The sequence below is a fragment of the Paeniroseomonas aquatica genome (genome assembly GCF_030409335.1).
Lineage (GTDB): Bacteria > Pseudomonadota > Alphaproteobacteria > Acetobacterales > Acetobacteraceae > Belnapia > Belnapia aquatica.
Window position 1 is genome coordinate 86,513 of sequence record NZ_JAUFPN010000206.1, and the last position, 22,552, is coordinate 109,064.

Consider the following 22,552-nt stretch of genomic DNA (forward strand, 5'->3'; position numbering starts at 1 on the left):
GCGTTGTGTCAGGAAGCGGCCATTGATGGCGATTGGGTTCATGTAAGCTCCGGCCGCAGCAGCAGGGCCGGGTGGCGGACCATACTGCCGAGCTGGTTGCGCTCCATCGGATCGAGGGTTCGAAAGGCAGCCGTCAGGAAAGCGGCGAAGCCGAAACACCCCGCCACCACCATGCCCGGCAGCCCGGGCATTGGCAATAGCAGCAATAACCCGGCGCCGCCGGCCAATAATGGCAGCGCCAGCTGCCGTGCTGTCGTCGCCGCCGGCGGATAGAGCCATCCCACCAGCCAAAGCTTGCCCAGGCAATCCGTCGCCGCCCGCAGAGCCCAGGCGATGGCCGCACCCTCGATGCCGATCAGCCGGATCAGCAACATCGCCAGCGGGATGAAAACCAGCGCCTGCAGGAGTGAGAATTTTGCCGTCGCATCTGGCCGGCCGATCGCATCGATCAGCGCATTCGGGGCGAAGGCGACACAGCTGAAGAAGATGCCGCAGCCAAGCCATTGCAGGACCCGGCCGCTACCCTCGGCGAAGCCCTGGCCGAGCCAGAGGGAGAGAATTTCGTGGGCACCGCCCACCAGCACCAGGCAGGCCGGCAGCACGAGCAGCATGACCAGCAACCCTCCGCGCCGCAGCAGCGCCGCGGTTGGTCCCGGCGCGGTGACGAAGGCGGAGGCGAAGGCCGGCAGCAGGGTTTGCGCGACCGCCACCGGCAGGATCCAAACCCGCATCACGAGATCCAGCGGTGTGGCATAAAAGGCGACCGCCGAGAGAGTGAGGATGGCGCCGATCAGGAAGCGGTCTGCATAGAGCAGCGCCTGGGTCAGCAGGCCGGAAAAGGTCATCCAGCCGCCGAGCCGCAGCAACGGCACCACCAGCGCGAGCCGGGGCCGGTGCAGCCCGAGGCCCGGCAGCAGCGGCCGCACCAACCAGAGGTAGGAAAGGGTATTCGCCAGCCGGCAAGCGACCAGCGCCAGCATGACCCCGATCAGGCTGTCCCAGACCAGCAGCACCAGCACCGGGCCTAGGTAGTAGAAGAGGTTGACCGGGATGGTGGCCAGATTGGCCGCACGGAACTTCTGGTATGCCGCCAGAACGCCCCAGAGCGCGGCATTCAGCACCACCAGCGGGGCCGCCGCCGCCAGCACCCGCATGGCGCCGATCGCTTGGTCGCGCAGCCCCAGCGGGACCTGCAGGATGCGATCCACCAGGACCGGCACGAAGATCCAGAGGCCGATGGCGACCAGGATGCTGATGCCAAGGAGTGCGCCGATCGCCGCCTCGACCAGGGCGGTCGCATCGGCGTTCCGCCCCGTACCGATTCGCTCGGACAGCGCCCGTGTCAACGCCTGGCCGACGCCGAAGTCGAAGACGCCGAAAACACCGACCATGGCCAGTGCCAGGGTGAACAATCCCCAGCGCTCGAGCCCGAGCTGCTGGACCAGAATAGGTGTGAGAACAAGGGCCAGAAGCAGCGGAAGGCCGCGCCCAAGACCGTTCCACACAACCCCGGAGACCATCGTACGAGTATGGGTGCGGGAGGCTGCCGAATGAGACATGAGATCCCTTGAACCTGTCTACAGCGCCGAAACAACGTCGCACCCAAAGACCAAAATCTTGGTGCGTACATCGCATTGCCGGATGGTCAATAGGCACCGCGCCGCAACAGCACCGCGGCCGGAGTCCGCAGCAGGATGCGGAGATCCTCCAGCAGGGAGGGGTTGGTGGCATAGCGCACATCGAGCGCCACCCGGGTTGCGTAGCTGGTGCTGGACCGGCCACTGACCTGCCAGAGACCCGTGATCCCGGGGCGCACCGAGAGGTAGTGCTCGGTCGCCGCACCGTAATGCGCCGCAAGCTCGGCGGCGATGACCGGGCGGGGACCCACCAGGCTCATGTCACCGCGCAGCACGTTGATCAGCTGCGGCAACTCGTCCAGGCTGCTGGCCCGAAGGAAGCGGCCCACCCAGGTGATGCGGGGGTCGTGGCGCAGCTTGCGGGTCGCATCCCATTCCGCCCGCGCGACCGGGTCATGGGTCAGCAGCGCCTCGAGCCGGGCCGCGCTGTCGGTCACCATGGAGCGGAACTTGAGGCAGCCGAACCGCCGGCCACCAAGGCCCACCCGCTCATGCGCGTAAAAGACCGGGCCGCCATCCGCCCGCACGCACAAGGCCAGCACCAGGAAGACGGGCAGGCTCAGCAGCAGCAGGCTGCCCGCACCGGCGATATCCAGCGCCCGCTTCATGGCTGGCTGCGCCACCCGCGCCACCTGTGGGCGGACCGGAAGAGACAGGCCGCGTCCGGCGGATTGCTGATGCGCCAGACCCCGAAAGGATTCAACGCTGAACATGGACAACCTCGACCGCTCGATGGGTGCCGGCGCCAGAAGATCGGGACGCCGCTTGGTCCTGCCCAGGCGGATCGACGCCGGTCACCGACCGTCCGCAATCCTTCCGAACAGGCGCATCATGGGGGAAGGGTCGTGCGGGAATGCGACGTGGTTGCGGCCGGATTGTGGCATCGCACAATTATCCGATAGCGGGACGATCAACCATTGCGCGAATTGATGTCCATTTGCCCGCGAGGAACGGGCTTGGCGGCAGGAAAGCAACAGTCGAACTGCCGTCAGTGCCTGATTGACCGGACTCGGCGGTAACATGCCCTTATGGGAAGGAGGCCTGGCTGCCCAGCATGTAGCGCAGACCCAACGTCCTTTCCCACCATCCCTTGACGGACTGCTTGCGGCAGGACGGTTCCGCGTCAGGAAACCTCAGTTGGCCGGCGGCGTCACGCGAATATGGATCCGCCCACTGCCCAGCAGCAGAGGCCTTGGCACCACCGCGCTGATCCGACCCTGCAGGGGCAAGGCGCCACCCTGCAGCAAACCGTCGAGTGCCTCACGCTCTGCTGGCGGTAGCCGTCCAAGCCGGATTCCGGTGGTGGACCAAGCCTCGACCTCGCGCCCGCCGCGCAACAGGCGCAACTCAACCGAATCGCCGACGCGCGGCTCGCTCAGGCCAGGGACCGGCAGGGACGCATCGGTCAAATAGGTCAGCATTTCGGCATCGGCGACGGCAGACACAGGTTGCACGGCTCGGTCCTTCCTCGGTGCGGCGGCCCAATGCGGGAAGGACGGGATTCGATCCATCGCAGCGGTATGACACCTGAGCGAAAACCCAGCTTATGCCACCCCACTTACGAAAAGGTGAACTTTTCAGGCTATAAAATGCCCAAGACTTCAACCGTAAGCTGCGCCAGCGCCAGCGAGGCGGTCAGCCCCGGACTCTCGATGCCAAACAGATGAACCAGTCCGGGCACGCCATGCGCGGCGGGACCCTGGATGGCGAAATCCTGACCGGCCGCCCCCTTCGGCACGGTCTTCGGCCGGATGCCGGAATAGCCCGGCGCCAGGGCTCCATCCTTCAGATCCGGCCAGTAGCGTCGGATGGCGGCGTAGAAGCTGTCGCCGCGGCGGGGATCGACCTCGTAGTCGAGGCTGTCGACCCATTCGACATCGGGCCCGAAGCGTGCCTGGCCGCCGAGGTCGATGGTCAGATGGGTCCCGAGCCCGCCCGGCACCGGCACCGGGTAAATCAGCCGGGAGAAGGGATTCTTGCCCGTCAGGCTGAAGTAGTTCCCCTTGGCGTAATAGGCGGTCGGGATCAGCTGACTAGGCATCCCAACCAGCCCCCGGGCAAGCTTCGGCGCATGCAGCCCGGCGGCATTGATGAAGCTGCGGCAGCGCAGCGCCATCGGTTCGGCACCGCCGACCTCGATCTCGATGCCGTCCTCGGTCACCCGCCCGCCCAGGACCGGGGCATGGAAGACGAAGATCGCCCCGGCATTCGCCGCATCGCCTTGCAGGCTAAGCATATAGGCGTGGCTGTCGATGATCCCTGTCGAGGGCGAGAGCAGCGCCGCGGTGCAGGCCAGTGCCGGCTCCAGCGCCAGCGCCTCCGCCCGCTCGAGCCGTCGCAGGTCCGGCACGCCATTGGCCGCCGCCCGCGCCTGGATGGCAGCAAGCCGCTCGGCCTCCTCGGCATCGGTCGCCACGATCAGCTTCCCGCAGTTGGCATGCGGCAGGCTTCGCTCGGCGCAATAGGCGTAGAGCATCTGCTTGCCCGTGACGCAGGCCCGCGCCATCAGGCTGCCGGCAGGGTAGTAGATGCCGGCATGAATGACCTCGGAGTTGCGCGAGGAGGTCTCGGTGCCGATGCCTTCGGCGGCGTCCAGCACCAGCACCTCGCGGCCAGCAAGGGCGAGGGCCCGGGCAATGGCCAGGCCGACGACGCCGGCACCGGCGACGACGCAGTCGAATTCTTCCATGCGACCCTCAGATGCGAGTTCGGGGGAGACGGTCACCTCCCCTACTTCAGGTGGGGACTCAGCGGCCCTTGAACACCGGTTTGCGCTTTTCCTGGAAGGCCATGAGCCCTTCCTTGATGTCCTCGCTGTCCTTCGCGGCCTTCATTCGGGCCTCCAGGTCCGGGACATCCAGCGCCTGATGGCCGATCTCGTTGATCGCCCGCTTGGCACCCTGCACCGCCAGCGGCGCCAGCTCGCCCAGCCGCGCCGCGATCGCATCGATCCGGGCATCGAGCTGATCCGGCGTCACCAGGTCGGTCAGGTAGCCGATCCGCAGCAGATCCTCGGAGGACTGCTGCTCGGCCAGCATGAAGAGCCGCTTGGCATCGTTGAAGCCGAGCCGGGAGACATAGCGCCGCAGCCCGCTCTCGTAGTAGTGCACGCCGATCCGCGCGGCCGGCATGAACATGACCGTCGCCGGCGTCACGCCGACCCGGAAATCGCAGGCCAGCGCCATGTCGGTACTGCCGCCGTAGACCCCGCCATGCAGCCGGGCGATGGTCGGAATCTTGAGCATTTCCAACCGGTTGACAAAGTCCTCGAAGCTGTTGCCAGGGGCATCGCTGATGCCGCCGCTGTTCGCTTGCTGCGCCATGTTCCCGAGATGCGCCCCGGCCGAGAAGGCCTTGCCGGTCGAGGCGATCACCAGCACCCGCACCGTGGGATTGGTCTCGACCTCGCTCAGGATGCGCAGGATCTCGCGGATATCCTCGGGCTGCACCCGGTTCATCACCAGCGGCCGGTTCAGCAGGAGGGTGGCGCGGCTGCCCTGGATGCTCAGGGTCGGCAGGCCGCCCTCGTCCTTGGGGCTGGTATCCGTGGTCCTGGCGGCAGCGCTCATGGGTTCGTTCCTCCGGCTCTGCCGGCTTTGTGCCGAGGCGCAGGCGCCGCGGCAAGGGTCTGGCGCCACAGCGGGCTGCCCGGGCGCTGGCGCTCCGGCGCTGGCGGGGGCACCATTGGCCGAAGCGAGACAGCCAAAACCTGAACGGGAGCAGCCCCATGGCCGACCTGCCGCCGCATGTGGACATCTTCGAGGAGGGCCCGCGCGAGGGCTTCCAGATCGAACCCGGCCCAATCCCGACCGCGGACAAGGTCGCGCTGATCGAGGCCCTGGCCGAGACCGGCCTGCGCCACATCCAGATCTGCTCCTTCGTGAACACCCGCCTGGTGCCCGGCTGGGCCGATGCCGAAGCGGTGGCGACGGGCTTCCGCCCGAAGCCGGGCGTCCATTACGCCGCCCTCTGGTTCAACGAGACCGGGTTGAACCGCGCACTCGCCTTCGCCGGCAAGCTGGCGATCTCCGGCTCGATCTCGCTCGCCGCCTCGAATGCCTTCTCGATCAAGAACCTCAACCGCGGCCATGCCGAGAACCTCGAGGCCATGCGCAAGCAGACCGCGGCGCATCAGAAGAACGGGGTGAAGGTGACGCGGGTCGGCGTCATGGCCGCCTTCGGCTGCAACTACCAGGGCGATATCGCGCCGGAGCTGGTGGTGCGGACGGTGGCCGATGGCCTGGCCGTTGCGACCGAGTTCGGCGAGACCATCACCGACGTCTCGCTCGCCGATACCATGGGCTGGGCGACGCCGACCCGCATCGAGCGCGGCGTGGCGGCGGTGCGGGAGCGCTGGCCGGAGCTCCGCATCGGCCTCCATCTGCATGACACCCGCGGCCTGGCGGTCGCCAATGCCCATGCCGGGCTGCGGCTGGGGGTGACCAAATTCGACAGCACCGTGGGCGGCCTCGGCGGCTGCCCCTTCGCCGGGCAGAAGGGCGCCGCCGGCAATATCGCCACGGAGGAGCTGGCCCTGCTGTGCGAGGAGATGGGCATCGATACCGGCATCGACCTCGATGCGCTGATCGAGGTGGGACGGCTGGCCGAGCGCATCGTCGGCCATCAACTCCCGTCCGAGCTGCTCCGCGCCGGCAGCCTGGACGCCTTCCGGCGGAAGGCGGCATGAGCTTGTCCGATGATCGCGAAGCGCGGCCCGAAGGCCTGGATCGGCCGGCAGAAGCAGCCAATCCGGCACCGCTGAAGGGCCTCAGGGTCCTCGAATTCTCCCATACCATCATGGGGCCCTGCGCCGGCCTGGTCCTGGCGGATCTCGGCGCCGACGTGGTGAAGATCGAGCCCGCTCCGGCCGGCGACCATACCCGCCGGCTGCCGGGCTTCGCCGCCGGCTTCTTCGCCGCCTTCAACCGCAACAAGCGCAGCCTGGCGCTGGACCTGAAGTCCCCCGAGGGCCGCGCCACCGCGCATCGGCTGGTCGCCCAGGCGGATGTCGTGCTCGAGAACTACGGCCCCGGCACCATGGAGCGCCTGGGCTGCGGCTGGGAGGATCTGAAGGCGGTCAACCCGCGGCTGGTCTATCTGGCACTCAAGGGCTTCCTGGCAGGGCCCTACGAGCACCGCCCAGCGCTCGACGAGGTGGTGCAATTCCAGTCCGGCCTCGCCTACATGACCGGCCCGCCGGGCCGGCCGCTGCGCGCCGGCGCCTCCATCGTCGACATCCTCGGCGCGGTCTTCGGCGTGGTCGCGGTGCAGGCGGCGCTGCGGGAACGCGATACGACGGGGCAGGGGCAGCGGGTCAGCGGCGCGCTGTTCGAAAGCGCGGTCTTCCTAATGGGCAGTCACATGGCCGGCCTCGCCGCCACCGGCGAGCCGCCGCCGCCGATGCCGGCCCGCCGCGGCGCCTGGGGCATCTACGATGCCTTCGCCACCGCCGGTGACGGCCAGCTCTTCGTCGGCGTCACCAGCGACCAGCAGTGGCTGCGCTTCACCGAGGCCTTCGGCCTCGGCAACCTCGCTGCCGATGCCCGCCTGGCCACCAACGCCCAGCGCAGCCGCGAACGCTCATGGCTGATCCCCGCCCTGCAGGAGGTCTTCGCGCAATACCCGCAAGCCGAGGTGGCCCGCCGCTGCGAGGCGGCCGGCATCTCCTGGGCACCGGTCGGCCAGCCCGCCGATCTCTTCGAGGACCCGCACCTGCTCGCCGGCGGCGGCCTGCTGCAGACCGCCATCTCGGCGCTCGGCGGCGGTGGCGCCCTGTTCGGCCTGCCGGCCCTGCCGGTGGAATTCGGCGAAGGCCGTACTCGCGCAGGCCTCACCCGTCAGCCCCCGCGGATGGGGGAGCACAACGGCGAGGTGCTGGCCGAGGCGGGCTTCGCCGCCGGCGAGATCACCGCGCTTGCGGCCGCGGGGGTGATCGTCGCCGCCCCGCTGGCCGCTGCCTCGGCCTGAGGCGGGCGCCCGAGGGAGGCTGGGCCCCCCTCGGGCGCGCCTCAGGTCGCTTCTGCTTCCAGCACGAAGAGCAGCACCGACCGCCCGGTGACGCCGTAGTTGTCGCCGAAGCCGAAGACCTCCTCCTCGCCATCGGGCTGGTTGGTGTCGATCAGCCGCTTCCAGCCCTGGCCCGCCGGGCTCGGCGGCAGGGTGAAGCCGACAAGGTCGTGGTAGGAATTCAGCACCAGCAGCAGCGTCGCATCGCTGCCGCGCTGCCGGATGCCGGTGGTCTGCGCCCGCCCGTCCATCAGCATGCCGAAGCAGCGGGTGGACTCGTCTTCCCAGTCGGCGGCCTGCATTTCGGACCCGTTGGCATTCACCCAGGTCACGTCCTTGACGTCGAGTTCCTCGTTGTAGGCGCCGGTCAGGAAGCGGCTGCGGCGGAGGATCGGATAGGTCCGCCGCAGGGTGGTCAGCCTCTGGGTGAAGCTGATCAGTGCTTGGCCTTCCTCCTCGATGTCCCAGTTCAGCCAGCTGATCTCGTCGTCCTGGCAATAGGCGTTGTTGTTGCCGCCCTGGGTGCGGGCGAACTCGTCCCCGGCCAGCAGCATCGGCGTGCCCTGCGAGAGCAGCAGCGTCGCCAGCATGTTGCGCATCTGCCGCTGGCGCAGCGCGTTGATCTCGGGGTCGTCGGTCTCGCCCTCGACGCCGCAATTCCAGGACCGGTTGTGCGAATGGCCGTCGTTGTTGTTCTCGCCGTTCGCCTCGTTGTGCTTCTCGTTGTAGGTGACCGTATCCTTCAGCGTGAAGCCGTCATGGGCGGTGATGAAGTTCACGCAGGCCCAGGGCCGGCGGCCCTGGTGGGCGAACATGTCGGCCGAGGCGCAGAGCCGGGGTGCCAATGCCGCGGCGGAGGCATCGCCGCGCCAGAAGTCCCGGACGGTGTCGCGGTAGCGGTCGTTCCACTCCGCCCAGCCCGGCGGGAAGCCGCCGACCTGATAGCCGCCCGGGCCGCAGTCCCAGGGCTCGGCGACCAGCTTCACGGTATTCAACACCGGGTCCTGGCTGCAGGCCTTGAGGAAGCCGGACTGGTTGTCGAAGCCGTTGGGCTCGCGGGCCAGGATGGTGCCGAGGTCGAAGCGGAAGCCGTCGACATGCGTCTCCTGCACCCAGTAGCGCAGGCTGTCCGTCACCATCTGGATGACGCGCGGATGCGAGAGGTTGACCGTGTTCCCGGTGCCGGTGTCGTTGATGTAGTACCGCGGGTTGTCCGGCATCAGCCGGTAGTAGCTGGCGTTGTCGATGCCCTTGAAGGACAGCGTCGCGCCACGCTCGTTGCCTTCGGCGGTGTGGTTGTAGACCACGTCGAGGATGACCTCGAGGCCTGCGTCATGGAAGCGGGCCACCATCTCCTTGAACTCGCGCAGCGTCTGCTCGCGTTCCCAGGCGTAGCGCGGATCGGGGGCAAAGAAGCCGATGCTGTTGTAGCCCCAGTAATTCCGCATCCCCTTGTCTTGCAGGTAGTCGTCGTCGATGAAGCTGTGCACCGGCAGCAACTCGACCGAGGTGACGCCGATCGACTTGATATGGGCCAGCACCTCCTTGGTGAAGCCGGCATAGGTGCCGCGCAGCTTCTCCGGCACCTTGGGATGCAGCTTGGTGAAGCCCTTCACATGGGTCTCGTAGAAGACCGTCCGGTCCCAGGGCACCGGCTTGCGGTTCGGCTCGCCGTTCCAATTGAAGTCCGGGTCGACGACCACGCATTTCGGCATGAATTTGGCGCTGTCGCGCGTATCGAAGGACAGGTCCTCGTCGGCATGGCCGATGGTGTAGCCGAACAGCGCCGGGTCCCACTTCAGCTCGCCGGTATGGCCGCGGGCATAGGGGTCGAGCAGCAGCTTGTTCGGGTTGAAGCGATGGCCGGCGTCGGGGGCATAGGGGCCATGGACGCGGTAGCCATAGACCTGGCCCGGCCCGAGGTCGGGCAGCCAGCCGTGGAAGATCTGGTCGGTGTATTCCGGCAGCTCGATCCGCTCGAGCTCGGTCTGCCCCTTGGCATCGAAGAGGCAGACCTCGACCTTGGTGGCATTGGCGGAGAACAGGGAGAAATTGACACCTCTGCCGTCCCAGCTCGCTCCTCGCGGATGGGGCAGGCCTTCACGGATACGGCTTTTGGGAATGGCGGCCACCGGCATATGCTCCTGGGCATTCGGGAATTGCGCGAAGGCAACGGACAGGGCCGCTCGCGGTTTCGCTGCGATGCGAAATCAGCGGCCCGACCGCGTCAGAGGTTGCCTTGTTCCTCGACCGGCACCGCCTCGTCCGGCTTGTGCAGCAGCGCCGTGCATTCCCGCTTCAGGATGCCGCCTTCCAGGCTGATGTCGTCCCGGAAGGCATCGACGACGAAGTCGATGGTGTCGAGCTGCGCCCCCTCGAAATACATGTGGTGCACGTCGTCCCGCCCGGCGCCGTAGACGATGCGACCGATCTTGCCCCAGATCGATGCCATCGAGCACATGCCGCAGGGCTGCAGCGTGGAATAGAGCGTGGCCCCGCGGAACTCGGAGGTGCCGAGCCGCTTGCCCGCCCGGCGCATGGCGACCATCTCGGCATGGGCTGTCGGGTCGTGGAGGATATCCACCTCGTTGTGCGCCTCGCCGATGACCTCACCATCGAGAACGATGACGCAGCCGATCGGCGAGGCGCCTTCGGTGCGGCCGCCCGCCTCGGCCAGGGCGACGGCACGGCGCATGTAGTCTTCATCCTGGGTCATCGGCATGTCCTCGGTGCGCCGACCGGCAACTGGATCGGACGTGGCGAGGTGGAACACCGGACCCGGGCGGGCAGTTGCAGCGGGCTGCCTGGCGAAAGCCCTTACCGCGCGCTGCGCCAGGCGAGGATCGCGCCCATCCCCGGCAGCAACGCCAGCAGCCCGAAGGCCAGCGCATAGGACCCGGTCAGCGCCACCGCCAGCCCGAACAGCGACGGCCCGACCACCACCCCGGCGAAGGCCACCGCCAGCACCCCGCCCGCGGCGTCGCCCGCCTTGCCCGGCGCCGCCAGCCGCGCCGCCTCGGCCAGCAGCAGCCCGTTCCAGCCGGCCGCGCAGGTGCCGAGTAGACAGAGCAGCGCCACCAGCGGCACCTCGGGCCCGGCCAGCGCCGGCGGCAGCAAGGCCCCGCCGAGGCTGGTCAGCACCCCGATGGCCGCAAGGGTCTTCATGCCCGAGCGCCACCAATCCGCCACCACGCCCCAGGCGATCCGGGCGCCGATGCCCACCCCCTGGCTGACCGCGGCCACCAGGCCGGCGGCAACCGGCGCCCAGCCCGCCTCCTCCACCAGCATGGTGACGGTGCAGGAGCCGAGGGCGAGCTGGAAGCCGGAGAAGGCGGCCGAGATCAGTGCCAGCACGGGCAGCCCCGGCCGGGTCCTGAGGGCGATCAGCCCGCCGGTGGCCCCGGCGGCGATCGGGAAGCGCGGGTCGCGGTCGCCGTCCCAATGCCGATGGAAGACCCCGAAGCCCAGCGCCGCGCCCAGCAGCACCACCCCGACCAGCACCACCGCCGGCCGCCAGCCGAGCGTCCCCGCCAGCCCCGGCAGCAGGGCCCCGGCCAGCGCCCCGCCGATCGGCACGCCGGTCTGCTTGATGGCGAAGACCCGGTTGCGCCGCGCCGGCGTCGCCAGCCGCGCCAGCACCTGGGACGCCGCCGGATTGGTCAGCCCGTAGCCCACCCCGATCAGGAAGGACCCGAGGATCGCCCCGGCCAGCCCGGTCACCATCAGCAGGCAGGCGAGCCCGGCCGCCGCCAGGGCGAGCTGGGTGCAGCGGGCCGGGCCCAGCCGCCGCAGCACCCCGGCCGAGAGCAGCGAGGTGATCGAGGCCGCCAGGTAGATGCAGGCCACCTGCCAGCCCAGCCAATGCGGCTGCGCCCCGAGGTCGCGGGCGGCGAAAGGGGCCAGCACCGGCAGCACGAAGACCGTCAGCGTCGCCAGAGACTGGGCCGCGGTGGTCGCCGCCAAGGCCGTGCCCAGCCCGCCGGCATGCCGGCGGAGAGCGGCTACCGCTTTGGCATCCGGCACGCGGTCAGCGAACCCGCCGCAGGTACTCGGCCGAGAGCTGGCTCAGCTCGGTGATGCCGAGCATGGCCATGTTCCGGTGGATTTCCTCCCAGAGCAGGGTGATGGCATGACGCACCCCGGCTTCCCCGCCCACCGCGGCGGCATAGAGGAAGGGCCGGCCGACGAAGACGAAATGCGCCCCCAGCGCCAGCGCCTTCAGCACGTCGGTCCCGCGCCGGATGCCGCAATCGAGGATCACCGCCATCCCGCCGGCGACCGCCGCGATCTCCGGCAGCATCCGCAGCGGCGCGATGGCGCCGTCGAGTTGCCGGCCACCGTGGTTGGAGACGATGACGCCATCGGCGCCGCAGTCGCGGGCGATCTTCGCATCCTCGGGCGAGAGCAGACCCTTCACCAGCAGCGGCCCCCGCCAGCGTGCCCGGATCAGCGCCAGATGCTCCCAGGAGAGCCCGTCCCGCCGGCCGATCTTGCGGATCAGGTTGGCCGAGAGCACCGGCGGGCCGCGGGTCGCGTCCATGTTCTCGAAATGCGGCATGCCGTGGTTCTTCAGGGTCCGCAGCGCCGTCCCGAACAGCCAGCGCGGATGGCTGATGCCTTCCCAGGCCAGCCGCAGGTTGGGCTTCAGCGGCAGGCTATAGCCGTTGCGGACGTTGTTCTCCCGGTTGGCCGAGACCGGCACGTCGGCGGTCAGCACGAAGGTGTCGTAGCCGGCGGCGGCGACGCGGTCGACCAGCGCCTCGATCCGCGGGGCCTCGCCCGGCAGGTAGGCCTGGTACCAAGCGGTCGGCCCCTCCGCCCGCACCTCCTCCAGGCGGATGAGCGAGGAGGCGCTGAGGATCATCGGGATGCCCGCTGCCGCCGCCGCCCGGGCGAAGACCAAGTCGCCGCGATAGGCCGACAGCGCCGAGGCCCCCATGGGCGCGATGCCGAAGGGCGCCGCATACCGTCGACCGAGCAGGGCGGTGCCGGTCTGCCGCGCCGAGACATCCGCCAGCACCCGCGGCACGAAGCCCAGCTCCTGGAAGGCCGCCCGGTTGTCGCGCAGCGCCGCATCGGTCTCCGCGGCACCGGAGACGAAGCCGTAGAGCATGCGCGGCAGGTGGCGCCGCGCCGCGGCCTCGAAGTCGTCCAGGGCCAGGAAACGCCGCAGCCCGGGCGGCACCTCCGGGCCGGGCGGCACGGTGGCCACGGAGGCCGCGCTCACCGACCTGGCGCTCACGGGTTGGGCGCTGGCCTGCTTGTCCTGCAATGCCGGGACGGAGTCGCCCGGGATCTCGCCATCCGGTGGCATGCCTCGTCTCCATTGCCAGTACTGACCGGGGCGCAGGGTCGGGCGAAAGCGCCGGCGGGTCAACGCATCGGCGGCACGGGTCAGCCGGCCGGGCCGGATCCCGGATCGGCATAGGCGAAGACGATCCCGGTCACCGCGATCGACAGCAGCCTGTCGTCGCCGCTGACGCCGTCCTCGGCCGGGCTGCCGCCGGCCAGGGCCTGCAGCCGCAGCACCTGGCATGGGGCGGCGCCGCCGGGTGGGGTGATCCGCAGCCGGTAGTGGTGCGGACCTTCGGGCGATACCTCCACCAGGCAGGGCTTGGCATCGAAGCTGGCCTCCAGGGCCGGGGCCGGGGCGCCGTAGAGATGCCCGACCGCCACCTCCACCCAGTCCACCGGGCGCATGGGCGCCGGGTTGCGGACCAGGCCCTGCAGGCTCATCCAGCGGAAGCCGCCCTCCGCATCCTCCTCGGCGGCATGCCAGCCGAGGTCGAAGCCGGCATCCGATGGCGCCAGCATCGCCTCGCCACCCGCCACCGGCGGCGGGGCTGGCGGCGGGCTGACGGCACCGGCGATCAAGGCCCGCAGTGCCGCGCCCGCCGTCTCCTCCGGCCCTTCCAGCAGAAGGCGGTCCAGCAGCAGGCTGGCCGCGGCCTCGATGAAGGCGTCGATCCGGTCCTGCTGCTGCTCCAGCCGGCGGTCGAGCATCGCCTGCAGGCCGGCCAGCGTGGTCTGCCCCGCCTGCTCCAGCCGCAGCACCCGCGCCTCCAGCGCGGCCAGCGGCTCGGCGCCGGGCAGGGCAGGGGCCCAGGCGAAGCGGGCCAGGGGCGCCTCGGTGCCGGGTGCGTGCAGGGCGATGTCCAGCCCGCCGCCGTTCAGATCCGCCGGCTCCAGCGCCATGGCGAAGCGGAAGGCGCAGCCGCCCTCGGCCAGCGGCACCGGCCGCTCCACCTGGACCGCCCGGACGGCGCTGCCGTTGAGGATCGCATGCAGCACCGGCCGCACCAGGCCGTTCCGACGCTCGATCCCGGTGCCGCGCAGCATCCCGGACTCCAGCCGCAGATCCTCCAGCACCGGTGCCCCCGGGCCAAGCAGGGCCAGCGCCGCCTCGGGCGAGGCGATCGGCCAGGGCGCCGCCAACTCGGGCCCCGCCGCCGCGGCGGCGATTCGCAGCGAAGCCGGCAGGGGGACGCAGGGCAGCCGGGTGACCGGCAATTCGAGAATGTCCCCTGCCGCCAGCACCCCGGCCAGCGGCAGCCGGCCGACTTCGATCCCGCGGCACCAGGCCTGCAGCGCCGCGCCCGGCGTGCAATCCCGCAGCGCCCGGAGCCGCAGCCCGCCGGCGCCGGCACCCACCACCAGGAAGGGAAACTCTGCGAGGGCGGGCCTGTCCATCGGGTTCCGCCGCTAGCACGGGCCCGGCCGGCCCAGCAAGCGACCACGCTTGGCGCCACCCGCCGAACAGGGGAGATTGCCGGCGATGGATGCCCTGCTGCCCTCGCTGCTGCTCGTCAGCCCGCTGCCGCCGGCGCGGAACGGCATCGCCGACTACGCCGCCGCGCTGCTGGACGGGCTCGCCCCGCACTACCGCTGCACCGTCGCCTGCGAGGATTGGCTGGCGGCGGCGCCCGGCGCCGCCGTGGTGGACCCTGCCTTGGCGCATCGCCTGCCGGAAGCCGGTGGCCGGGTGCTGCACCAGATCGGCAACAACCCGGACCATGGCTTCGTGTTGCGGGCGCTGCGCCACCTGCCCGGTGTCACCACCCTGCACGACCCTGGCCTGCTGCACCTGCATGAATCGACGGGCGAGAGCCGGGCGACCATCCTGGCCGGCCTCCGCCATGCTGCACCGGGCATGGCCGCGACCTTCGGGGCACAGCTGCGCGACCATGGGCTGTCGACGCGCTCCAACCATCTGCTCTTCGACCTGGCGGGGGAGGTGCTGGCGCGCTCCCGCGCCGTGGTGGTGCATTCCCGCTTCGCCCAGCGCCGCCTGCGGCTGACCCATGGCGAGGCGGCCACTGCCCATGTCGCTGTCATCCCGCACCCGCTGCCGCCCGGAGAGCCGCCCGCCCGCGGCGCCGCCCGGGCCCGGCTCGGCATCCCGCCCGGGGATTTCCTGCTGGTCACCGCCGGCTTCGCGGCCCGGGCGAAGCGGCTGGACTGGGTGGCCGCGGCCCTCGCGGCGCTGCCCGGCATCCGCTGGATCCATGCCGGTGGCGCCGATCCGGAGCAGGCGGCGGCCGTGGCGGACCGGGCCAGGGTCACCGGCCACCTCGACGCCGCCAACTTCGCCGATCACATCGCGGCGGCCGACGTGCTGGTGACCCTGCGCTTCCCGTCGCAGGGTGAAAGCTCCGGCCCGCTCGCCCGCGGCCTCGCCGCCGGGGTCTGCTGCCTCGTCTCCGATACCGCCGCCTACGCCGAGCTGCCACGCGACGCGGTCATCCACCTGCCGCTGGCCGGCGGGGCCCGGGCGCTGGCGGCGGCGCTCGCCGGCCTCCTGGCCGATCCGGGAAGGGCCGCGGCCATCGGCGCCGCCGGCCGGCGCCACGCGCTGGCGGAGATGGCCCTGCCCAGCGTCGCCGCCCGCTACCGCGACGTCATCGAGGCAAGCCGCGACCGGCCGGTGGCGCCCCTCGCCGGCAGCGCCGCGCCGCCGCCGCTGCTGCGGGCGCGGCCGGAACGGGCCGCCATCGCGCAGGTGCTGGCCGGGCGGCAGGGCGCGTGCCGGCTGCGGCTGGATGTCTCGGAGCTCGCGGCGCTCGCCGACCTCAGCCTGGCGCCCACGGGCCTGCTGCCCGGCCTGCTGCCGCCGCGGGCCGCGGTCCGGGCGTTGCGGGTGGAACCGGACGGGCTGCTGCTCGACCTCGACCTGGCCGGGCCCGGTTGAGCGCGGCGCCCGTCCTGGCAGCCTTGCTGGCGCGCGCCTTCCCGGGGCTGGCCGCGCGCGACCTCAGCCTGCCCCATGGTCGGCTGCTGCCCTGGCTGCCGGGGACGCGGGCGGGCCTCGCCGCCCCGGTGCCCGCGGCGGAAGCCGCGCTGCTGGCCCGCTTCCGCCAGGCCGGTCGACCGCTGCTCGGATTGGACCCGGAGGCCGACCTGGCGGCCGATCCGGCCTGGGATGCCGCGCCCGAACGCCTGGCCTGGCGGGAGCGTCCCGGGCCGGCCGACGGCGCCACGCTGACGCTGCTGCAAGGCGGCTCCGGGGAGATGCCGGCGCACCCCGGCCAGGCGCGGATCATGCTGCTGTTCGGCCGCAATGCTGCGCCGGAACGGCATGTCCTGCTGCTGGCCGAAGCCCGCCTGGCCGAGGTCTTCGGCCGCCTGCGCGACGCCGCCGCCGGGCTCGCCGGCATCGGCTGGCAGGTGGGCGGCCGGCTGGTCTCCCCCCGCCTCGCCAGCCTGGGCGCTCTGGCGCCGGAGGGGGCGGTGCGGCGGATGGCGGTGCCGGCGGCCGGGCTGCCGAGCGACCTGGCGGACCCGGCCACCCTCGGCGGCACCCGGCAGGCGCGGCTGCTGCTCGGCGCCCTGCCGCCGCAGCCCTGGCAGCTCCGGCTCGGCTTCGCCGGCGCGGCGCCGGGACCGCTGGCATTCTTCCTCGACGGCCGCCGCCACCCGGCCGGCCTGACACAGGCCACGACCTCCGGTGAGGCCGGCGGCACGCTGTCGGTCCGGCTCGCCGCCCCGACCGGCCAGGCGCAGGTGCTCGGCCTCGCCTGGCCCGGGGCGGCACCCGCCGGGCTGCGCCTGACCCTGCTGGAGCTCGAGGGATGAGGCGCCCGCCCCGCCTGCTGATCGTCTCGCCCATCGCCTCGCATCCGGCCGACCAGGGCAATGCCGCCCGCATCCAGTCCCTCGGCGGCGCCCTCATGGCGCGCGGCATCGCCTGCGAATTCCTCTGCTTCGCCACCGAGGGGCTGGCCCCGAGCCAGCAGGCCGCCATGGCCGGATTTTGGCATGCCCTGCACGTCGAACCGGGGGTGGTTACCGGAGAATCCTCCATGCCGGGCTGCTGGGGTCTCGACGACTGGTGCCCGCCGGCTCTGGTCGAGCGGGTCGCCGGCCTGCAGCGCGCCCGCCGCTACGACGCGGTGCTGGTGAACTACGTCTGGCTCTCCGCCGCCCTGGCCGGGAGTGGGGGAGCCCTGCGCATCCTCGATACCCACGACCTCTTCGGTGGCCGCGACGCGGTGGCCCGCGACCAGGGGCTCGATCCCTCCTGGTTCTTCACCAGCGTCGCGGAAGAGTCCCGCGGCCTCGACCGGGCCGAGCTGGTGCTCGGCATCCAGGCCGAGGAGGCGGAGGTGCTGCGCCGACGCTGTACGGTGGAGGTTGCGGTGTTCGGCCACATGCCGCCGCTGCGCTTCCTCGGCGCCCCGGCCCCGGCGCCGGCCATGCCCTTCGGCTACCTTGGCAGCGCCAATCCCTGGAACCTCGCCGCCGTGCGCACCCTGGATGCCGCCCTGGCGCCAGCGCCGGAGCTGCCCTGGCTACTCGCCGGCCGCATCCTGCGCCGGCAGGACCTGCTGCTCGCCTCGCGCCCGCGGCTGCTGCCGCAGCTCCCCGATGCCGCCGCCTTCTATGCCCAGGTCGATTGCGTGCTGAACCCGATGGCCGGTGGCACCGGCCTCAAGGTCAAGACGGTCGAGGCGCTGGCCTTCGGCAACCCGGTGCTCGGCACCCGGGATGCCTTCGCCGGCCTGCCGGCCGAGCATCACGGCCACGCTTGCGCCGATGCCGCCGGGCTGGTCGCCTGCATGCGCGAGTTCCTCCGCAGCCCCGCCTTCGCCCGCGAATTGCGCCTGGCGTCCCGCCTGCTGGCCCTGCGCCATGCCGCGGCGGTCACCGCGCAGCAGGATGCGCTGGCGGCCCGGCTGCGCGCCGCCGCGGCTTGACGCGGGCGGCTGGCCGGGGCGCAGTCCTTCCCGACCGGCTGAGGGGTGGCACGATGGACGGATTGACGCTGCAGGCACGCCTGCCCTTCGCCGAGGGCCAGTCCTTCGGCGCCACCGGCCCCTACGAACTGCTGCTCGGCCGCGCCCGCTACGCGGTCGACCCGCGGGCGCCGGGCAATGCCCCGATCACCGATCTCGCCCTGGCGCCGCGCGACGCCGACGGGCTGATCCGCTTCGAGGGCGACGTGCAGATCCTGCGCCCGGTCGACCTCGCCCGCGGCAACCGCCGGCTGTTCTTCGACTGGGGCAACCGCGGCAACAAGCGCTGCCTGCAGTATTTCAACGACGCCCCGGGGTCCAATCTGCCGCTGGCCGAGGAGCACGCCGGCAACGGCTACCTGATGCGCCGCGGCTACAGCATCGTCTGGGGCGCCTGGCAGGGCGACCTGCTGCCGGGCAACGGCTGGGTCATCCTGGATGCGCCGGTGGCCATGCGGGACGGCGCCCCGGTCACCGGCACCGTTCGGGCCGAGTTCATCGGCCAGGAGGGCGTGAACACCTTCCCCCTCGGCGTCTACACCAGCACCTACAGCCATCCCGCGGTCGATGGCCCCGCCACGCTCACCCGCCGCCGCTATCCCTGGGCGCCGCGCGAGGCGGTGCCGGCCGGCGAATGGCAGTTCGGCCGCCACGAGGCGGGCATGGGGCTCGAAGTCTTCGGCCGCGACTCGATCGTCGCCCCCTCCCGGCGGCACCTGCACATGCCCGCCGGCTTCCGCCCCGGCTGGATCTACGAACTGGTCTATACCGCCGAGGCGCCGCGCGTGCTGGGCCTCGGCCATGCCGCGGTGCGCGACCTGGTGAGCTGGCTGCGGCATGACGCGACAGCGGCCAATCCGCTGCGTGGCGCGGTCGACAAGGCCTATGGCTGGGGCCGCAGCCAGACCGGCCGGACTATCCGCGACTTCCTCCATGCCGGCTTCAACGCCGATGCCGCGGGGCGCCGGGTCTTCGACGGGCTGCTGCCGCATGTGGCCGGCGCCGGGCGGCTGTTCATCGGCCGCTTCGCCAACCTCACCGTCCCCGCCGGGCAGCAATACGAGGATCATGACAATGCCGCCGATGCCTTCCCCTTCAGCTATGCCGAGACCACCGACCACCTGACCGGCGCCACCGACGCCATCCTGAAGCGCCCGGCGACCGACCCGCTGGTGATGCACAGCCAGAGCGCCACCGAATACTGGCAGCGCCGCGGCAGCCTGGTGCACACGACCACGCAGGGCGAGGATCTGCCGCAGCCCGAAGGCGTCCGCATCTACCACTGGTGCAGCAGCCAGCATGCCGCCAATCCGCGGCTGACGAAGCCCGCCACCGGACCCTTCCTCAATACCGAGAACGTCGTCTGGACCAGCATGCTCTTCCGCGCGCTGCTGGAGGCGATGGACGCCTGGGCGACGGATGGCACGCCGCCGCCGCCCTCCGCCATGCCGCGCCGGGCCGATGGCACCGCCGCCACCATGGCGGAATGGCGCGGCCGGTTCCCTGCCATTCCCGGCGTCGCCGTGCCGCGCGGCCCGAGCGACTTCCCGCTGTACGACTTCGGCCTCGAGGCCGGGGTGCAGACCATCCTGCCGCCGCGCGTCGCCGATGCCGCCGGCTATGCGGTGCTGGTCCCGGCGGTCGATGCCGATGGCAACGACCTCGGCGGGGTGCGCGCGCCGATGGTGGCGGCGCCGCTGGCGACCTACACCGCCTGGAACCTCCGCGCCCGCGGCAATGCCGCCGGTGCGCTGCACGAATACACCGGCAGCACCATCCCCTTCGCCGAGACCGAGGCCGAGCGCGATGCCACCGGCGATCCGCGGCCCTCGGTGCAGGCGCGCTACGGCGATGCTGCCGGCTATGTCGCCGCCATCACCGCGGCGGCGGAGGCCCTCGTCGCCCAGCGCCTGATGCTGGCCGAGGACCTGCCCCGCGGGGCGCGAGCCGCAGCCCGCTGGCATGCGCCGCGGCACGATGTGGGGCTCGGATGAGGGGCCGTCGTTCAGCCGAGGCGCAGCTGCCGCAGCAGCCCGGCGCTGCGCTGGCATTGCGCCATGCTGAGGCCCCCTGTGGCTTCCTGCGCAATGCGCGGCGTCCGGCCCTGCCGGTGGTCCTCCAGCAGCGCCAGCACCGCCGGCACCGCGCCGCAGCCGAGAAGAAAGAGGCCCAGCGTCATCCAGGTCGTGTCCATGGCGATCTCCCGCATCGGTTCCGGGCACCGGCGGCGCCCCTGATTGCGCCACCATGGGGGAGGCCGCCTGAACCGGCGCTGAGCCGGCCGTTCAGCCAGGGTTCAGCTTCGCGGCAGCAGGCTGGCGGCATGAAACGCGCCCTGCTCGCCCTTCTCCTCGCGCTGCCGGTCCTCGCCGCGCCGTTGGCGCTGGCCCCGGCCGCCCGGGCGGACGACGACCACGAGCGTGCCCGCGCCGCCGTGCTGGCCGGCGAGATCCGTCCCCTGACCGCGCTGCTGGCCGAGGTCGAGCGGCGCTTCATGGGCCAGGTGGTCGATACCGAGCTGGACCGCGAGGATGGCCGCTGGGTCTATGAATTCAAGCTGCTGCCGCCCTCCGGCCGGATCTACGAGGTGGAGCTGGATGCCGCGACCGGCGCCGTCCGCCGCACCAAGGGGCCGGTGCAGGAACGGTCCCCAGGTCAGCCCCCGGCCTCGCGCTGATGCGCGTGCTGGTCGCCGAGGACAGCGTGGAACTGGCCGCCCAGCTCCGCGACGCCCTGGCCGCGGCGCATTTCGCGGTGGACGTCGCCCCGGATGGCGAGGAAGCCCAATTCCTCGGCGAGACCGAGCCCTACGACGCGGTGGTGCTCGACCTTGGCCTGCCCCGGCTCGATGGCCTGTCGGTGCTGCGGCGCTGGCGGGCGGCCGGGCGGGGCATGCCGGTGCTGATCCTGACGGCGCGCGACAGCTGGACCGAAAAGGTGGCCGGCCTCGATGCCGGGGCCGATGACTACCTCGCCAAGCCCTTCGCCATGGCGGAGCTGCTGGCCCGGCTGCGGGCGCTGGTCCGCCGCGCCCACGGCCGCGCCCAGGCCGAGATCGCGGTCGGCGACCTCCACATCGACCCTGCCGCCGGCAGCGTCGCGCTGCGCGGCATGCCGGTGCGGCTGACTGCGCTGGAATTCCGCCTGCTGGCCTATCTCGCCCATCGGCCGGGCGAGCTGGTCTCGAAGACCGTGCTGACCGAGCACCTGTATGCCCAGGACTTCGACCGCGATTCCAACACGCTCGAGGTGGTGATCGGCCGGCTGCGGCGGAAGCTGGATGCGGCGCTGATCGAGACCGTGCGGGGCCAGGGCTACCGGCTGGTCGCGGGCTGAATGCTGTTCCGCTCGCTGACGCTGCGCCTTGGGGTCCTGTCGGCGGTCTGGGTGGCGCTCGGGCTGACCCTGGCCGGCTGGCTGGTGCTCGGCATCGCCACCGAACAGGTGCGGCGCAGCTTCGACAGCCGGGTCACCACCCTGCTCGATACCGTCGCCGGCGCCGCGGTGCTGGGCCCGGACGGCAGGCCACGCCTGGAGCGTGCGGTCTCGGAGCCGAATTTCGGCCAGCCCTTCTCCGGCATCTACTGGCAGGTCGCCACGCCGGCCGGGGCCCGCGCCGGCTCCCGCTCGCTCTGGGATGCGGTGCTGCCCGGGTACGACCGGGCCGAGGGGCCCGGCCCGCGGCTGCGCGACGCGCCCGGCCCGCGCGGCGAGCGGCTGCGGCTGGCCGAGCGCGAGGTGGTCCTGCCGGACAGCCCCGCCCCGTTGCTGGTCCAGGTGGCGGTCGCCCGTGGCGCGATGGATGGCGAGGTGCGGCGCCTCCGCCTGCTGCTCGCCGTCGCCTTCGGCGTGCTCGGCATCGGCCTGGTGGCCGGGGTGGCCGGGCAGGTGGTCTGGGGCCTGCGCCCCCTGCGCCGGGCCCGCGACGCCCTGGCCGAGGTCCGCGCCGGAAACCGCGCCCGGCTCGCCGCCGTCGCCATGCCGAGCGAGATCGCGCCGCTGCTGGAGGAGATCGATGCGCTGATTGAGCAGAACCGCGCCACGGTCGAGCGGGCACGGGCGCATGTCGGCAACCTCGCCCACGCGCTGAAGACCCCGATCGCCATCCAGCGCGGCGCGCTGGACACCGCCCCGCCCGACCTGCCGACGGCGCTGGCGCAGAACCGGGCCATGGAGCGGCTGGTCCAGCATCACCTGACCCGCGCCCGGGCCGCCGCCATGGCCGGTGCCGCCGCGGCGGAATCGGTGCCGCATGCGGTGGGGGAGGAGCTGGCCCGGGTTCTGCGCCGGCTGTTCCAGGACCGCGGCATCTCTATCACCGTCGAAGGCGACCGCCGGGTGCGGGTCCGCGTGGACCAGCAGGACCTGACCGAGATGCTGGGCAACCTGATGGAGAATGCCTGCAAATGGGCCGGCAGCACGGTGACGCTTGAGGTCGCGCGGGAGGCGGCGGAGGTCGTCGTCGCCATCGCCGACGACGGTCCCGGCCTCACCGGGCAGCAGCGCGCCATGGCCCTGGCCCGGGGCGTCCGGCTGGACGAGGCGGCGCCGGGCAGCGGGCTCGGCCTCGCCATCGTCGCCGATCTCGCGGCGCTCTACGGCGGCTCCCTGACGCTGGAGCCGGCAAGCCTGAGCGGCCTGCGCGCCGTGCTGCGCCTGCCGGGTCGCTGAACGCCG

20 protein-coding genes are annotated in these 22,552 nt (G+C 71.8%); 9 read left to right on the top strand and 11 right to left on the bottom strand.

Annotated elements, in window-relative coordinates; translation table 11 throughout:
• Nucleotides 1–38 precede the first annotated feature (38 nt).
• From QWZ14_RS28545 to QWZ14_RS28565, 5 genes are all read right to left on the bottom strand, one after another.
• A complete protein-coding gene (locus QWZ14_RS28545; protein ID WP_290320456.1) occupies nucleotides 39–1,559 on the bottom strand; it encodes a flippase in 1,521 nt (506 codons plus the stop codon).
• An 86-nt stretch (nucleotides 1,560–1,645) separates the two neighbouring features.
• Nucleotides 1,646–2,260 (bottom strand): sugar transferase, encoded by a 615-nt coding sequence (locus QWZ14_RS28550; protein WP_290320457.1) that lies wholly within the window; start codon nucleotides 2,258–2,260, stop codon nucleotides 1,646–1,648.
• Between the two features lie 510 nt (nucleotides 2,261–2,770).
• Nucleotides 2,771–3,091 (bottom strand): hypothetical protein, encoded by a 321-nt coding sequence (locus QWZ14_RS28555; protein WP_290320458.1) that lies wholly within the window; start codon nucleotides 3,089–3,091, stop codon nucleotides 2,771–2,773.
• A 128-nt stretch (nucleotides 3,092–3,219) separates the two neighbouring features.
• A complete protein-coding gene (locus QWZ14_RS28560) occupies nucleotides 3,220–4,326 on the bottom strand; it encodes an NAD(P)/FAD-dependent oxidoreductase (protein WP_290320459.1) in 1,107 nt (368 codons plus the stop codon).
• A 58-nt stretch (nucleotides 4,327–4,384) separates the two neighbouring features.
• A complete protein-coding gene (locus QWZ14_RS28565; protein ID WP_290320460.1) occupies nucleotides 4,385–5,206 on the bottom strand; it encodes an enoyl-CoA hydratase/isomerase family protein in 822 nt (273 codons plus the stop codon).
• Nucleotides 5,207–5,364: 158 nt separating this feature from the next.
• Here QWZ14_RS28565 and QWZ14_RS28570 point away from each other — a divergent pair, with 158 nt between their 5' ends.
• Nucleotides 5,365–6,324, top strand: coding sequence for a hydroxymethylglutaryl-CoA lyase (locus QWZ14_RS28570; protein ID WP_290320461.1), 960 nt, complete (start codon nucleotides 5,365–5,367; stop codon nucleotides 6,322–6,324).
• Complete coding sequence (locus tag QWZ14_RS28575) at nucleotides 6,321–7,604, top strand: CaiB/BaiF CoA transferase family protein (protein ID WP_290320462.1); 1,284 nt, start codon at nucleotides 6,321–6,323, stop codon at nucleotides 7,602–7,604. Before QWZ14_RS28570 ends, QWZ14_RS28575 begins: the two co-directional genes overlap by 4 nt.
• A 41-nt stretch (nucleotides 7,605–7,645) precedes the next feature.
• Here the strand turns inward: QWZ14_RS28575 and glgX are convergent, their stop codons facing one another.
• The 5 genes from glgX to QWZ14_RS28600 all read right to left on the bottom strand — a co-directional run bounded on the left by glgX (nucleotide 7,646) and on the right by QWZ14_RS28600 (nucleotide 14,333).
• Nucleotides 7,646–9,775, bottom strand: a complete 2,130-nt coding sequence (gene glgX / locus QWZ14_RS28580) for a glycogen debranching protein GlgX (protein ID WP_290320463.1) — start codon at nucleotides 9,773–9,775, stop codon at nucleotides 7,646–7,648.
• A gap of 95 nt (nucleotides 9,776–9,870) precedes the next feature.
• Nucleotides 9,871–10,359: a nucleoside deaminase gene (locus tag QWZ14_RS28585; protein ID WP_290320464.1), complete on the bottom strand. Its 489-nt coding sequence runs from the start codon at nucleotides 10,357–10,359 to the stop codon at nucleotides 9,871–9,873.
• A gap of 101 nt (nucleotides 10,360–10,460) precedes the next feature.
• Nucleotides 10,461–11,606 (bottom strand): MFS transporter, encoded by a 1,146-nt coding sequence (locus QWZ14_RS28590; protein WP_290320465.1) that lies wholly within the window; start codon nucleotides 11,604–11,606, stop codon nucleotides 10,461–10,463.
• A 64-nt stretch (nucleotides 11,607–11,670) separates the two neighbouring features.
• Entirely contained in the window at nucleotides 11,671–12,870 is a 1,200-nt protein-coding gene (locus QWZ14_RS28595; protein ID WP_290320466.1) for an alpha-hydroxy acid oxidase, read from the bottom strand.
• A 167-nt stretch (nucleotides 12,871–13,037) separates the two neighbouring features.
• Complete coding sequence (locus QWZ14_RS28600) at nucleotides 13,038–14,333, bottom strand: hypothetical protein (RefSeq protein WP_290320467.1); 1,296 nt, start codon at nucleotides 14,331–14,333, stop codon at nucleotides 13,038–13,040.
• Nucleotides 14,334–14,418: 85 nt separating this feature from the next.
• Here QWZ14_RS28600 and QWZ14_RS28605 point away from each other — a divergent pair, with 85 nt between their 5' ends.
• The 4 genes from QWZ14_RS28605 to QWZ14_RS28620 are packed head-to-tail and all read left to right on the top strand — an operon-like array spanning nucleotide 14,419 to nucleotide 19,869.
• Nucleotides 14,419–15,831 (top strand): glycosyltransferase family protein, encoded by a 1,413-nt coding sequence (locus tag QWZ14_RS28605; protein ID WP_290320468.1) that lies wholly within the window; start codon nucleotides 14,419–14,421, stop codon nucleotides 15,829–15,831.
• Nucleotides 15,828–16,715 carry a hypothetical protein gene (locus QWZ14_RS28610; protein WP_290320469.1) on the top strand — a complete coding sequence of 296 codons (888 nt, stop codon included), beginning with the start codon at nucleotides 15,828–15,830 and terminating at the stop codon, nucleotides 16,713–16,715. Before QWZ14_RS28605 ends, QWZ14_RS28610 begins: the two co-directional genes overlap by 4 nt.
• Nucleotides 16,712–17,836, top strand: coding sequence for a glycosyltransferase (locus tag QWZ14_RS28615; RefSeq protein ID WP_290320470.1), 1,125 nt, complete (start codon nucleotides 16,712–16,714; stop codon nucleotides 17,834–17,836). Before QWZ14_RS28610 ends, QWZ14_RS28615 begins: the two co-directional genes overlap by 4 nt.
• A gap of 53 nt (nucleotides 17,837–17,889) precedes the next feature.
• Nucleotides 17,890–19,869, top strand: coding sequence for an alpha/beta hydrolase domain-containing protein (locus QWZ14_RS28620; protein ID WP_290320471.1), 1,980 nt, complete (start codon nucleotides 17,890–17,892; stop codon nucleotides 19,867–19,869).
• An 11-nt stretch (nucleotides 19,870–19,880) separates the two neighbouring features.
• Here the strand turns inward: QWZ14_RS28620 and QWZ14_RS28625 are convergent, their stop codons facing one another.
• Entirely contained in the window at nucleotides 19,881–20,069 is a 189-nt protein-coding gene (locus QWZ14_RS28625) for a hypothetical protein (protein ID WP_290320472.1), read from the bottom strand.
• Nucleotides 20,070–20,198: 129 nt separating this feature from the next.
• On the opposite strand from QWZ14_RS28625, the gene QWZ14_RS28630 reads away from it, so the two are divergent.
• Genes QWZ14_RS28630 through QWZ14_RS28640 form a run of 3 tightly spaced genes read left to right on the top strand, consistent with a single transcriptional unit; the run spans nucleotide 20,199 to nucleotide 22,546 of the window.
• The gene (locus QWZ14_RS28630; protein WP_290320473.1) at nucleotides 20,199–20,552 is read left to right on the top strand and encodes a PepSY domain-containing protein; all 354 of its coding nucleotides are present in this window, start codon (nucleotides 20,199–20,201) and stop codon (nucleotides 20,550–20,552) included.
• Nucleotides 20,552–21,211: a response regulator transcription factor gene (locus tag QWZ14_RS28635; protein WP_290320474.1), complete on the top strand. Its 660-nt coding sequence runs from the start codon at nucleotides 20,552–20,554 to the stop codon at nucleotides 21,209–21,211. Before QWZ14_RS28630 ends, QWZ14_RS28635 begins: the two co-directional genes overlap by 1 nt.
• A complete protein-coding gene (locus tag QWZ14_RS28640) occupies nucleotides 21,212–22,546 on the top strand; it encodes a sensor histidine kinase (protein ID WP_290320475.1) in 1,335 nt (444 codons plus the stop codon). It begins immediately after the preceding gene.
• Nucleotides 22,547–22,552: the final 6 nt, after the last annotated feature.

Bases quoted from the DNA above. Each gene is read 5' to 3' on its own strand.
- QWZ14_RS28545 (WP_290320456.1), bottom strand. From the start codon at position 1,559: ATGTCTCATTCGGCAGCCTCCCGCACCCATACTCGTACGATGGTCTCC.
- QWZ14_RS28560 (WP_290320459.1), bottom strand. From the start codon at position 4,326: ATGGAAGAATTCGACTGCGTCGTCGCCGGTGCCGGCGTCGTCGGCCTG.
- QWZ14_RS28565 (WP_290320460.1), bottom strand. From the start codon at position 5,206: ATGAGCGCTGCCGCCAGGACCACGGATACCAGCCCCAAGGACGAGGGC.
- QWZ14_RS28570 (WP_290320461.1), top strand. From the start codon at position 5,365: ATGGCCGACCTGCCGCCGCATGTGGACATCTTCGAGGAGGGCCCGCGC.
- QWZ14_RS28575 (WP_290320462.1), top strand. From the start codon at position 6,321: ATGAGCTTGTCCGATGATCGCGAAGCGCGGCCCGAAGGCCTGGATCGG.
- QWZ14_RS28585 (WP_290320464.1), bottom strand. From the start codon at position 10,359: ATGACCCAGGATGAAGACTACATGCGCCGTGCCGTCGCCCTGGCCGAG.
- QWZ14_RS28600 (WP_290320467.1), bottom strand. From the start codon at position 14,333: ATGGACAGGCCCGCCCTCGCAGAGTTTCCCTTCCTGGTGGTGGGTGCC.
- QWZ14_RS28605 (WP_290320468.1), top strand. From the start codon at position 14,419: ATGGATGCCCTGCTGCCCTCGCTGCTGCTCGTCAGCCCGCTGCCGCCG.
- QWZ14_RS28615 (WP_290320470.1), top strand. From the start codon at position 16,712: ATGAGGCGCCCGCCCCGCCTGCTGATCGTCTCGCCCATCGCCTCGCAT.
- QWZ14_RS28620 (WP_290320471.1), top strand. From the start codon at position 17,890: ATGGACGGATTGACGCTGCAGGCACGCCTGCCCTTCGCCGAGGGCCAG.
- QWZ14_RS28625 (WP_290320472.1), bottom strand. From the start codon at position 20,069: ATGGACACGACCTGGATGACGCTGGGCCTCTTTCTTCTCGGCTGCGGC.
- QWZ14_RS28630 (WP_290320473.1), top strand. From the start codon at position 20,199: ATGAAACGCGCCCTGCTCGCCCTTCTCCTCGCGCTGCCGGTCCTCGCC.
- QWZ14_RS28635 (WP_290320474.1), top strand. From the start codon at position 20,552: ATGCGCGTGCTGGTCGCCGAGGACAGCGTGGAACTGGCCGCCCAGCTC.
- QWZ14_RS28640 (WP_290320475.1), top strand. From the start codon at position 21,212: ATGCTGTTCCGCTCGCTGACGCTGCGCCTTGGGGTCCTGTCGGCGGTC.